A 12,526-nucleotide genomic window follows, 5' to 3' on the forward strand; every position below is an offset into this window, starting at 1 on the left:
AGGGGTTAAAGTTGGCTAAAGCACAGAGAAGGAATCAAGAAAGCGGCGCTAAATATGGCGACTTAATGAAGCGCATCCTGTTCTTGGTTACCGCTTTGGTAGTTTTCCGTTTAGGAACACATATTCCTGTCCCCGGAATTAATCCGAATGTGATGAAGGATTTGTTCGCTACCCAAGCTGATGGTATCTTAGGCTTTTTCAACATGTTCTCGGGTGGTGCATTATCACGTTTCTCCGTGTTTGCACTAGGGATTATGCCGTACATTTCATCATCAATTATTATGCAATTGATGACGGCCGTAGTCCCCTCCCTTGAGGCCCTTAAAAAAGAGGGTGAATCGGGTCGTCGTAAGATTACTCAATACACCCGCTACGGCACTGTGCTGTTAGCATTATTCCAGTCATTTGGTATTGCTTCCTTCATTCAAAACTTTGAAGGCTTGGTCTTTACACCGGGTGCAATGTTTGTATTTACGACCGTTGTTTCCTTGGTTACTGGTACCGTGTTTTTAATGTGGTTGGGTGAGCAAATTACTGAGCGTGGTTTGGGTAATGGTATTTCCATCCTGATTTTCGCTGGTATTGTGGCTGAAATGCCGACGGCAGTGTCTAATATGTTTGATTTGGTTAGTAATAATCAGATCAGTACCATCGCAGCCTTAGCAATTTTTGCGATTGTGGTGGTGATCACAGCCTTTGTGGTCTTCGTTGAAAGAGCTCAGCGTCGTATCACAGTGAACTATGCAAAACGCCAAGTTGGTAATAAAATCTACGGTGGTCAGAGTTCACACTTACCGTTAAAATTAAATATGGCAGGTGTGATTCCGGCGATTTTCGCCTCCTCCATTATTTTATTCCCGGCGACGATTGCCAGCTTTTTTTCGCAGGCAAATGAAATTCGTTGGTTGAGTGACTTATCTGCGGCTTTGCAACCTGGTCAACCTTTATACATTACCGTGTTTACAGCGTTGATCATTTTCTTCTGCTTTTTCGATACCGCTTTAGTGTTTAATAGCCGAGAAACTGCAGACAATCTAAAGAGAAGTGGTGCGTTTATTCCGGGTATCCGTCCGGGACGTCAAACGAGCCAGTATATCGATAAGATTCTGATGCGTTTAACCTTAGTTGGCGCAATCTACATCACCTTAGTGTGTTTAGTACCGGAATTCTTACGGATGCAATGGCAAAACATCCCCTTCTACTTTGGGGGTACCTCGTTATTGATTATTGTTGTGGTGAGCATGGATTTCATGGCTCAGGTACAAACCTACTTAATGTCACAACAATACGATTCACTACTTAAAAAGTCCAGCTTTCGCGGCTCGACCATGATTAGATAGGAAGTTTAGGTAAAAGCATGGCAAAAGATGACGTCATTCAAATGCAAGGTGAGGTAATTGAAAACCTCCCCAATGCAACATTCCGCATCAAGCTGGAAAATGACCATGTGGTATTAGGTCACATCTCCGGTAAAATGCGTATGCACTATATTAGGATTCTGCCCGGTGATAAAGTCACTGTGGAGCTCACGCCCTACGATTTGTCTCGTGGAAGAATCGTTTTCCGTTCTAAATAAACGGCACAATTAAGGAGTCAACCATGAAGGTAATGGCATCGGTAAAACGGATCTGCCGCAACTGCAAGATTATTAAACGTCATGGAGTTGTGCGTGTAATTTGTACAGATCCACGTCATAAGCAACGTCAGGGTTAATCCTGCGTAGACATAAGTAAGAGGAACAGTCATGGCCCGTATTGCAGGCATTAACATTCCGCCGCATCAACATGCAGAAATTGGTCTTACCGCTATTTACGGTATCGGTCGCAGCCGCTCTCGTCAGATTTGCGAGGCAGTTGGTATCGAATACTCCAAAAAGGTAAAAGACTTAACAGATGCAGAGCTCGAAGCGATTCGTGAGCAATTAGCTCAGTTCACTATCGAGGGTGATTTGCGACGTGAAGTTCAGTTATCAATTAAACGTTTAATGGACTTAGGCACCTATCGTGGCATGCGCCATCGTAGAGGTCTGCCGGTTCGTGGACAGCGTACTCGCACTAATGCTCGTACTCGTAAGGGTCCGCGTCGTGCAGCTATGTCCTTGAAAAAATAATTTGGGGTAGCAAATTATGGCGAAAGCTTCTAGCGCAGGTCGTGCGCGTAAAAAAATCAGAAAGGTAGTAACGGACGGTATCGCACACGTTCAAGCTACTTTTAATAACACAATCATCACAATTACTGACCGTCAAGGTAATACCTTGTCATGGGCGACGTCGGGTGGCGCGGGCTTTAAAGGCTCTCGTAAATCGACGCCTTTTGCAGCGCAGGTTGCAGCCGAGTCAGCGGGACGTGAAGCTTTAGAATATGGTATTAAAAACCTGGAAGTACGTGTAAAAGGTCCTGGCCCTGGCCGTGAATCTTCTATCCGTTCACTAAATGCACTAGGTATCAAGATTACTAGTATTACTGACGTAACACCACTTCCCCACAACGGTTGCCGTCCGCCAAAACGCCGTCGCATCTAATATAGGATTAAGGGAATAAAATGGCACGTTATACTGGTCCAAAATGTAAACTTTCACGTCGTGAAGGTATCGATTTAAACTTAAAGAGCGCTCGTCGCCCAATCGATTCTAAGTGTAAATTTGATTCTAAGCCTGGTCAGCACGGTCGTACTTCAGGTCAACGTACCTCTGACTACGGTGTACAGTTACGCGAAAAACAAAAACTTAAGCGTATGTACGGTGTACTAGAGAAGCAATTCCGTAAGTACTTCAAAGAAGCTGAACGCCGCCGTGGTAATACCGGTGAGACTTTGATTCAATTACTTGAGTCACGTTTAGATAACGTTGTATATCGCATGGGCTTTGGCTCAACACGTGCAGAAGCACGTCAGTTAGTGGCTCACGGCGCGATTGAGCTTAACGGACATAAAGCTGATATTCCATCCATGCTGATTAAAGCTGGTGATGTGATTTCTGTCCGTGAAAAGTCACAAAAGCAATTGCGCATCAAAGAAGCAATGGATTTAGCTTCTGGTATCGGCCTACCTCAGTGGGTTGAGGTTGATGCTGCTAAGTTCTCAGGTGTCTTTAAGCAAGCGCCTGAGCGTAGTGATGTGGCACAGGATATTGATGAGTCACTCGTAGTTGAGTTGTACTCTCGTTAATATACAATCAATACAGCACGAATTTTTTATTCGTGCTGTATTAAGCTTGTAGACCGCTTCTTAGTCTACAATATCATCGCATTCTCTTGATTCGAAGGGTTCCCTTCAGCACACTTGTTTATTATCCATCAGCCTTATCGGTGTAACGAGCCGAGGGTATTGAAAAGGAATATTTCACATGGTACAACCATTTTTAAAGCCTCGTTCTATCGAGGTTAAAGCCGAATCAGACTTTAAAGCCAAAGTGATTATGGAGCCGTTTGAGCGCGGTTTCGGTCACACCTTAGGTAATGCCTTACGTCGCATCTTATTATCTTCCATGACCGGCGTTGCCGTGACTGAAGTACAGATTAATGGCGTGGTGCATGAGTACTCCACTATTTTAGGAGTGGGCGAGGATGTGGTTGATATCCTGCTTAACCTTAAAGGCGTGGTATTTAAATTGCACGACCGTGAGGAAGTCAATTTAGTGCTTAATAAGACGGGTGAAGGCCCAGTGACTGCAGCGGATATTGAGTTACCACACGATGTAGAGATTCTTAACCCTGATCACTTAATTGCGACGCTGACTGAAAAGGCCGAGCTAAAAATGCAGATTAAGGTAGAAAAGGGCCGCGGTTATGTACCGGGTAATGTGCGCACTTTAAAAGAAGATCGTCAGCATACCTTAGGTCGTATCGTGTTAGATGCATCTTACAGCCCGATCCGTCGCGTTAGTTATGCGGTAGAAAACGCGCGGGTTGAGCAGCGTACTGACTTAGACCGTTTGATTCTCGATATTGAGACTAATGGCGTTATTTCTGCTGAAGAAGCGGTACGCGAAGCGGCTCGTATTTTGATGGATCAAATCTCTGTCTTTGCCGCACTTGAAAGTGATCCTCAAGAGATTGAAGCACCAGCTCGTGGTACGCCTCAGATTGATCCGGTATTATTACGTCCGGTGGATGAGTTAGAGCTTACCGTACGTTCTGCTAACTGCTTGAAGGCAGAGAGCATTTACTACATTGGTGATCTGATTCAGCGCACTGAAAATGAGCTACTTAAAACGCCCAACTTGGGTCGTAAGTCGCTTAATGAGATCAAAGAGGTCTTGGCCGCACGTGGCTTAACCCTTGGTCAGAAGCTTGAAAATTGGCCGCCCATTGGTTTAGAGCGCCCTTAATATTTTTATAAAAAGAGCAGGCGCCATACACTTATGGCCTGCTCTTTATTGTAAAATAATCGATTCGCTTTTATGGCGAATATTGATACCAACCCGGTCCGCTGCCTTGCAGATAGAAGAACCGGTCTAGCGAGTTTTAGTGCTTAGGCACTCAAAGCTATTAATAAGATTTAATTTTTAGGAATGTATTATGCGTCATCGTAAAGGTTTACGTAAACTTAACCGTACTTCAGCTCACCGTACCGCCATGTTCCGTAACATGTCTGTTTCTTTAATCGAGCATGAAGCGATTAAAACCACCCTGCCTAAGGCTAAGGAATTGCGTCGTGTGATTGAGCCCTTAATCACACTTGCCAAAAACCCTACAGTTGCTAACCGTCGTTTGGCTTTTGCGCGCTTACGCGATCGTGATGCCGTTACCAAGTTATTCAATGACTTAGGTCCTCGTTTCCAAGACCGTCCAGGCGGTTACACCCGTATTCTTAAGATGGGCTTCCGTCAAGGTGATAATGCGCCGATGGCTTATATGGAGCTAGTTGATTACGCTGAGCAGCAGGAAGCTGAGGTAGCAGCAGACGAGGAGTAATTCTTTACTCTACGTTAGGGTCGTGAGAGCCTATGTGGCCCCGAGGTAGTTGATACGTCGGGGCTATTTTTATGTTAATTTTTTGTGTCCAATAAATTCATCAGTGCACTTGAAAAAACTAAGTGAGAGGGTTTTAGGTTAAGCTCACTAGTGATTCTAGGTAAAATATAGTTTACAGTGTTCATACTTGGGTTGTTACGTAGCTTGCGTGAGGGCGGTGTATTAAAAGAGCTTCGAGCAGCCAGTGGCAACAGACCTGCTGTACTATGTTTCCCTGAGCTGTTAAGTATAGCTGAAGGACGAAAAGTGGTGTAGTTCCTTTGAGGAGCCTCTGTGCGCATCAAATATATTTGAGGAGCCTAAAATGAAAAACAGTCTCCACAAATTTAAAATTCAACTTAAGCGACTCAGTAAGCGACCCAGTAACCGACCCAGTTAGCGACCCAGTTAGCGACCCAGTAGTTGAACTCAATGCCGTAGATCGTTGAAGCGTCTTGCTGCAGTATCAAGCTAGAAATGACCCTGCCAGACAAAGCAACTAGCCCCAAGCAAACCTATCAGTTGAGCAAGTTTGGAAAACGTAGTTAAGGCAGTTATTCAACAAGGGTAAGGGATAATAAATCATGTAAATTAAATTCAAAGTTCAGCACTAAGCGACTGCTTGGCGCTGGACTCATAATAATAAACGCCAACATAGCATTAGGTGGCATCAGACCGAGGCAAAAATTACAACAACAAACATTAAATAATTCTACTGCCAACGGCTATTAAAAAGGGGGGATTACTATAAATCCAATATACTGATAAATTATTCCTAGGTCCTAGAGTAAAAATGAACTTTCAACTTGCGCAAGCGCAATATCGTCGCTATTTTGAGGAGCATCAGGCTTGGGTGTTGCTGCGTGCCGATAATGCGCCTTATATTTTTGCTTTTATTGAGACACTTTTTAGTGATAATGCTGAGGTCACCTATGGACAGGCACGTCAGTTATTAGATGCGGAATTGGTGCAGAGCCGTGATCTGGGTGTCTGGGAGAGTAATACGCCTGCCACTACCTATTTAAATCAATGGATTAAGCAAGGCTATTTGCGTGAATTAAATGATCAACTTAGTACCACCGATGCTTTTCAGAGCGCATTGCGTTTTGTTAAGGCCTTGGATGAGCGTTCTGCCGGTACCACAGCCTCACACTTGAGGATTGTGCAGGAGGCGGTGCGGGATTGTGTGGTGGCGTTTAGTACGGAGCCAGAGGATAAGTTAGCCCATCTGCAGCAGAAAAAAACCGAGATTCAGGCTGAAATTGATGCCATTGAGGCAGGGGTGATTATTGAGTTGGATGAAGCCACCAAACGTGAGCGTATGCGTGAGGTATATCATCTTGCCTTTCAGTTAAGCGGAGATTTTCGTCATTTAGAGGAGGAGATTCGCCTACTTGACAAGGATATTCGCACGCAAATGATCACAGATGATGCCACCCGTGGCGAAATTCTACAAAAGCTGATGGATCAGGAAGCGGAATTGCTTAGAACCGAGGCGGGTAGTGCCTTTGATGGTTTTTTTCAATTGTTATGTGATCCGCATCGGCAGCAGGAGTTTCGTGAGCAATTGCGGTTCTTGGCAGAAAGTGATGCGGCAGGGTATTTGACTGCATCACAGCAATATTATTTGGCAGAGTTGTTGACGGTGCTTTCTAAAGAAAGCGATCAAGTGATTCGTATGCGTCGCCGTACAGAGCAGGAGCTACGTCAATATATTGAGAGTGGTCAGGCCACGGAAAATCATCAGGTCAACCGCCTGATGATTGAGTTGGAAAAGGCAGCGATTGCGTTGGATATCGACCCCGCCATGTTGCGTCAAAAAACCGCACTTAGTCTAGCCATTGAACCCATTTCTTTTTTCTCCTTGGATGCATGGCGCCTGCGAGCACCGGCAGAACGCCTAGAAATTAATACCGATGAAGAGGAGAATTTGCAGCATTTGGATGCCCATGTGTTGGCCGAATTGGAAACTGTGAATACGATGGCGGTGGTCAGTGAGCTCCATCAAATTCTGCAACAAGATGGGGTGAGAACCATCCAGGAATTAGCAGAGCGCCGAGTGATTCATTTGGGTTTGGAGGAGTTAATGGTCTATGTGCGCTTGGCTAAGGCCATAGATGCCGTGGAATTGACGGGGCGTGAAAGCTTTGTGATTTACGATAGAAAGCAGCCGCTTCGAGTGTCGGTGCCTAAGCTTTTACTAAGTGCAGAGAGTTTTCCGCCGTCTTTGGATAGTCTAGTGATTTAGCACAGGGTAGAACATGAGCGAAGAGATTCAAGATACAGAACAAACACAAAGCACTGAGCCCGTGCAAAATCTGCCGGCTGAGTTGCGTCGTGCATTAGTTTATTTGTTAAAAAACAGCATTGTGTTGCATGCCGATAATCCGCAGTTGTTTAGTAGCTTATGTCATTATCAGCAGCAGATTCGTGATTACTTGCGACAAATCTATATTTATTTGGTGCTGGATGAGATTGAGGGTGTGGCGTTTATCGCTAGAGAGCCGACGGAGCAGGATCTAGTCAGTGAGGAAGAAAATGATGTGTCTTCGCTGATTGCCCCACGTTCATTAAGCGTGCTGGATACCTTATTGTTGTTGATTCTACGTAAGCATTATCAGGAGCGACAGACGGCGGGTGAGCAGAAAGTGATGATTGATATTGAGCGTATTGAGGCGCAATTGACGCCCTTTACTGCATTGGTTCAGCATGCGAGTAAGGATCGACGGCGCCTTGTCAGTAGTCTTAAAAACTTTGTGGAGCGTAAACTCTTATTGAGCGTAAGTAGTGGTGAACGTTATGAAATTACCCCGATTATTCGCTACGTTGTGAATGCACAGTTTTTGGAGACGATGTTAGCGGAGTACCGTCAATTGGCACAAGTTGATGCTGGAGTAGCAGATGAGTAATTCACAATTGGATTTGTACGGTGACTATGCCGCGGCTGGTATCGAAACCGGCGGCAGAAAAGGGCAGGTACGTTTATCGGAAATCTCGGTCTACAATTGGGGTTCTTTTTCTGAGCGCATACATACGGCACCCATCGATAGAGAGGGCACGCTCATCACCGGGGACAATGGCTCGGGTAAATCCACCTTAATCGACGGTTTAATGGCCTTATTACAAGCACCTGGTCGTGCCAGTTTTAATATTGCTGCGGCCCAGGGCGATAAGCGTGATAGAAATCTAGTGTCTTATATGCGGGGTAGCTACGGCACCTCGCATGACGGCGCCGGTACCCGTGTCTTAAATAAACGTCCTAAGGCGGTGGTGACTGGTTTGCGGGCGCAGTATCAGTTCGACGGTGGCAGTGTCGTGAGCTTGATGGCGATATTTTTTATCAAAGATGCCAGTAACAGCTACAGTGATGTTAATAAACTGTATTTTATTGCCGATGAGGATATTAGTCTTAAAACGCTGTTGGACGCTTTTTCTAAGTCAAGCATGCGCGAGTTTAAGCGTTGGGTTGAGCAACAGGTCAATTTACGTTGTTTTGACGATCGTTTCAGCGAATATCAGACGGTTTATCGACAAAAACTCACCATGGGGAATGAAAACGCCCCTGCCTTATTGGCTCGTGCCTTGGGTTTAAAAAAGATTGATGACTTAACCAAACTGATTCGGGAATTGGTGTTGGAGCCCGGTAATATCCGGGAATTAGCACGTGATATTGTGCACGAGTTTGCCGATCTTTTAGCCACGCATGAGCGCTTGGTGGATACGCGCGAGCGAGTTAAGCATTTGCAGCGATTACTGCCCCTTCATCAAGCATTGCAGGAAGTTGAAAAGCTGCTAGGGCAGTTGGAGCAAGATAAGGCTGGTCTACCCATTTTTGAAGCAAAGCAACAAGTTATCGCTTTAGCTGAGCGCATTCATCGCTTAGAGGAAGAAATGGCGGTGCTTAAAGAGGCGATGGAGCGATTAAGTGCAGAAGAGCAAAGGGCAGACGCTTATACGGATCAATGCTACGCCGCTTATCTGCAGTTGGGCGGCAGTCAAATTGAGCCTTTGCGTCAACAGCTGAGTGCATTGCAGGAGCGTCTGGGACGTATGGTGCGTGACAGTCAGCGCTATCAGAAGCTATGTCGTGATTTACAGTTAGGGCATGACTTAGTAGGCAGCGTGTATCGCGATAATCAGCGTGTGGCCAATGAGCAGCTGCGGCAAGCGGAGTTTGAATTGCCGCGCCTTGAAGAAGCCTTTTTTGCCAACAAACAAAAGCTAATTGAGCTTGATGCTGAGTACCGGGAATTAAGTTCGCTGATTCATGAGATGCAACAGCGTCCTAACTCCAATATTGATATTAAATATCAACAGCTGCGCGATCGTATGGTGGAAGAACTGGGGATTGCCGAAGAAAAGTTGGTCTTTATTGGCGAATTGATCGATGTGGCAGAACTTGAGTTGCCCTGGAAAGGGGCAATTGAGCGTGCCTTGGGTCAGCGTAAATTGAATTTATTGGTACCGGAAGCGGATGCTAAGCGTGTTACGCGCTGGTTGAATCAACGTCATTTAGGTTTAAACCTAAGCGTGGAGCTAGTGGGTGCAGTGACGCAAACGGTGAGCTTTTTTGAGGCGGGCGGCTTTTTAGAAAAATTGATTTGGCGTGAGCACGCATATCAAAAGTGGCTTAAAAATCATTTAAGCCGCTTTGATCTGTGGTGTGTAGACACGGTGGAGGAATTGAATCGTACGCCTTACTCCATGACGGTAGAGGGTTTAATCCACCTGAAACAGGGTTCTTTTGAGAAAAAAGATCGTCACAAAGTCGATGATCGACGTCAATGGCAATTGGGTTTTGACGCTAAAGCCAAACTGAATTTGTTATTGGCGCAGCAGCAAGCATCGCAAGCCTCGTTAGTCACGGCCAAAGCGCAGGCAGAGAAAAGCCAACAGCAGCGGGATGACTATCGTGAGCAAAGTCAATGGTGTCAGCAATTGTTGACCTTTGACTGGGATAGTATTGATGTGCCACGTTATGAAAAAGAGCGTGAGGAGTTAAGTAAACGCTTAGCAGCTTTGGAAGATGATCAAGGCGATTTACAACAGGCCAAAATCCGTTGGGAGGAGGCCAAAAAAGCAGTTGTCACGATTCAAAAGCAAAAAGAGGCGCAAAACAAAAAAATCGGCGCTCTGGAAAACGCATTAAAATCAGCCGAAACTCAACATGCAGAGAAATTACCCTTGGCTCAAGAGACCTTGGATGAGGTGGTGCAAGCTCGTCTGGCACTGCGATTAGACGCATATGATGAGAGTGATAAATCAGCTTATTATGCGCTTAGTAAAGCCCTGGAGCGAGAGTATGCTCAAGCACAGAATCGCCAAATCAAGGATAAGGAAGCGGTAGCGAGTTTATTAGGTGGCTTTAGAGGACGAGAAAAATGGCAGCCTTATACCGTGGATTGGGTGAGTGGTTTTGAAGCACTGTATGACGCCTTAACCTATCTTGAGTATTTGGAAAAAGAAGGCTTGCCTGTCTTAGTTGAGCAATATCAGGAGCGTTTAAATAAAAATATGACGCAATCGATTGCTTTACTGTATACCAATATTGAAGCGGAGTTCGCTGATATTCGCGATCGTATCAGCCGGATTAATCGGGTGCTGAGTAAAACAGAATTCAGACCCAATAGTTATTTAAAACTGAATCCACGCCGTGAGCGCTATCCTGCGATTCAAGATTTTACGCAAAAAATGAATTTGGCCTTAAGTAGTATGAATGATGCCGATCAGGATAAGCGCTTTAGCTTGGTAAATGATGTGGTCAGTATTTTAAAGAATGCCTTGGAGTCCAGTCGTGTGGATGATGAGCGCTTATTGGATCCGCGTAAACAAATGTCCTTTTATGCTGAAGAAATTCAGTTGGGCACAGAGCAAGTGTTGGATGTATTGGATTCCTCTAGCGGTAAATCAGGTGGTGAAAAGGAGGCCTTTGCCGGTACGATTGTAGCAGCTAGCTTAGCCTATGTATTGACGCCTAAGGATGAGGAGTATCCGGTGTATGCGACGGTGTTTTTAGATGAGGCTTTTTCGAATGCAGCAGAGGGTGTGGCGGCACGAGTGATTAAGGTGTTTAAGGCATTAAAGTTACATGTGAACTTAATTACGCCTTATAAAAATCTGAATGTGGCGCGTGAAGCGGCACGCAGTTTGATTTTGACGGAGCGTAAGGCTGAAACTCATGAAAGTCGATTACGAGAAATTAGTTGGGAGCTGATTGACGAGCAGCAGGCTAAGCGTCAGCGGGACTTAAAGCAATATGCACAGAGCCAAGGGGTTCAAGTGTATGAGCAGTAAGGCACCGGACTGGGGTGTGTTAGTGACGACAGCGCGCGAGCGTTGGCGTAGTCGCTTTTTGGATAATGCTAAAAACTACCGCAGTGTATTAGCCGGCGAGGTTGAGTTTCCGCTGACACTACCATTAAAACCACCCAAAAGCGCTAAGGACATTCTTGCGCATACGGCGCACTTTCAAGCTTTTTATCAACAATGGCAAGCCTTGGAGCGCAGCTTGGCGAATACTGCCTGTGAGGTGGTGTGGGAGCTTAAGCGCTTTCAGTCGGTGGCCGAACAGAGGTTGCCGGTGCGTTGGGTGGTGCACGATGCGGCCGGATTAATGCGTTTTATTGGCGCCTCGGCTTATCAGCAATGGCAGAGCTCAGAGCGCTTATTGCATACTTTGGTAACGGGGATTGGCGCGACAGACTCAGTGAGTCTACGCACGACCTTGATTAAGCATTTAGCCACCTTAGAAGCCATGAGCGAGGACAAGCTGCGCTTATTGTTAGGAGTCTTGCCACAGTTACAAGCGCAGATGGGGCGAGGTGAATACTTAAGAGCCCTGCCGGTCGTGGGTGTTGATACCAAATTTATTGAGCAGCATGGTTATTTGCTCGAAGCTATTTTAGATGTGTTGCATGAGGGGGCGATCAGCGCTGCCGGTGGCTTATCATCTTGGTTAGCTTGCCTGGAAAAGCCGCGTGATTGGCTATTGGTGCGACCTCTATGCCCTAAGCCCTTGGCGGCGTTGGCGGGGATGTCGATTTTACGCCTCTCAACGGAGACGCTATGGCACATGCCTTTGCCAGCACACAATATTTTAATTATTGAAAATGAGCAGTCCTGTTTGGCTTTGAGCCATATTCCGGAGACCATCGCTGTTGCTGGTGGCGGTAAAAACCTAAGTTGGTTAGGGGCGGAGTGGTTGGCCGATAAACGAGTGGCTTATTGGGGTGACATTGACTCCGAAGGCTTTGCCATGCTCAGTCAGGCGCGCACTAAGGTGCCCCAGCTGAAGGCGTTGATGATGGATGCCGCTACCGTTGAGCGCTTTGCGGAGCGGATGGTGGAGGAGCCTCACTCGGTCTTTAAAGCACCGGAATGCTTGCTTGAGGCGGAGCAACATTTATTTCAAAATCTACGTCGTGGTGTTTATCAGCAAGGGCGTCTAGAGCAAGAGCGCTTAGATAGAGATTATATACAGCAGCAGGTATTAGCATGGGCTGTAGCGGAGGAATAGTATTCTCAGCTGTATTGGCAGACTGAAAGCTATCTAAGCATTTACAATATCGCATGA

Annotated in this window: 12 protein-coding genes; all 12 read left to right on the plus strand. The window is 45.9% G+C overall.

Annotated features, from left to right (window positions below; translation table 11 throughout):
* Positions 1-11: 11 nt before the first annotated feature.
* The 12 genes from secY (at position 12) to HMPREF3179_RS10660 (ending at position 12,469) form a co-directional block, all read left to right on the plus strand.
* The gene (gene secY, locus HMPREF3179_RS10610) at positions 12-1,340 is read left to right on the plus strand and encodes a preprotein translocase subunit SecY (RefSeq protein WP_070471147.1); all 1,329 of its coding nucleotides are present in this window, start codon (positions 12-14) and stop codon (positions 1,338-1,340) included.
* Between the two features lie 17 nt (positions 1,341-1,357).
* Complete coding sequence (infA, locus tag HMPREF3179_RS10615; RefSeq protein WP_018025421.1) at positions 1,358-1,576, plus strand: translation initiation factor IF-1; 219 nt, start codon at positions 1,358-1,360, stop codon at positions 1,574-1,576.
* 23 nt (positions 1,577-1,599) lie between these two features.
* Entirely contained in the window at positions 1,600-1,713 is a 114-nt protein-coding gene (rpmJ, locus tag HMPREF3179_RS12035) for a 50S ribosomal protein L36 (protein ID WP_003805360.1), read from the plus strand.
* A gap of 31 nt (positions 1,714-1,744) precedes the next feature.
* Positions 1,745-2,110: a 30S ribosomal protein S13 gene (rpsM, locus tag HMPREF3179_RS10620; protein WP_018025422.1), complete on the plus strand. Its 366-nt coding sequence runs from the start codon at positions 1,745-1,747 to the stop codon at positions 2,108-2,110.
* Positions 2,111-2,126: 16 nt separating this feature from the next.
* A complete protein-coding gene (rpsK, locus tag HMPREF3179_RS10625) occupies positions 2,127-2,522 on the plus strand; it encodes a 30S ribosomal protein S11 (protein ID WP_018025423.1) in 396 nt (131 codons plus the stop codon).
* 20 nt (positions 2,523-2,542) lie between these two features.
* On the plus strand, positions 2,543-3,166 hold the full coding sequence (gene rpsD / locus HMPREF3179_RS10630; protein ID WP_018025424.1) for a 30S ribosomal protein S4: 624 nt from the start codon (positions 2,543-2,545) through the stop codon (positions 3,164-3,166).
* 178 nt (positions 3,167-3,344) lie between these two features.
* Complete coding sequence (gene rpoA, locus HMPREF3179_RS10635) at positions 3,345-4,328, plus strand: DNA-directed RNA polymerase subunit alpha (protein WP_036557757.1); 984 nt, start codon at positions 3,345-3,347, stop codon at positions 4,326-4,328.
* A gap of 190 nt (positions 4,329-4,518) precedes the next feature.
* Positions 4,519-4,914, plus strand: coding sequence for a 50S ribosomal protein L17 (rplQ, locus tag HMPREF3179_RS10640; protein ID WP_018025426.1), 396 nt, complete (start codon positions 4,519-4,521; stop codon positions 4,912-4,914).
* 832 nt (positions 4,915-5,746) lie between these two features.
* Positions 5,747-7,201, plus strand: a complete 1,455-nt coding sequence (locus HMPREF3179_RS10645) for a DUF3375 domain-containing protein (protein ID WP_070471148.1) — start codon at positions 5,747-5,749, stop codon at positions 7,199-7,201.
* A gap of 13 nt (positions 7,202-7,214) precedes the next feature.
* Positions 7,215-7,862 (plus strand): DUF4194 domain-containing protein, encoded by a 648-nt coding sequence (locus tag HMPREF3179_RS10650; RefSeq protein ID WP_070471150.1) that lies wholly within the window; start codon positions 7,215-7,217, stop codon positions 7,860-7,862.
* Positions 7,855-11,247: an ATP-binding protein gene (locus HMPREF3179_RS10655; protein ID WP_070471152.1), complete on the plus strand. Its 3,393-nt coding sequence runs from the start codon at positions 7,855-7,857 to the stop codon at positions 11,245-11,247. Before HMPREF3179_RS10650 ends, HMPREF3179_RS10655 begins: the two co-directional genes overlap by 8 nt.
* The gene (locus tag HMPREF3179_RS10660) at positions 11,237-12,469 is read left to right on the plus strand and encodes a Wadjet anti-phage system protein JetD domain-containing protein (protein WP_070471154.1); all 1,233 of its coding nucleotides are present in this window, start codon (positions 11,237-11,239) and stop codon (positions 12,467-12,469) included. The genes HMPREF3179_RS10655 and HMPREF3179_RS10660 overlap by 11 nt, the downstream gene beginning before the upstream one ends.
* The last annotated feature ends 57 nt before the right edge of the window (positions 12,470-12,526 follow it).

It is taken from the genome of Oligella sp. HMSC09E12, assembly GCF_001808505.1.
Lineage (GTDB): Bacteria > Pseudomonadota > Gammaproteobacteria > Burkholderiales > Burkholderiaceae_B > Oligella > Oligella urethralis.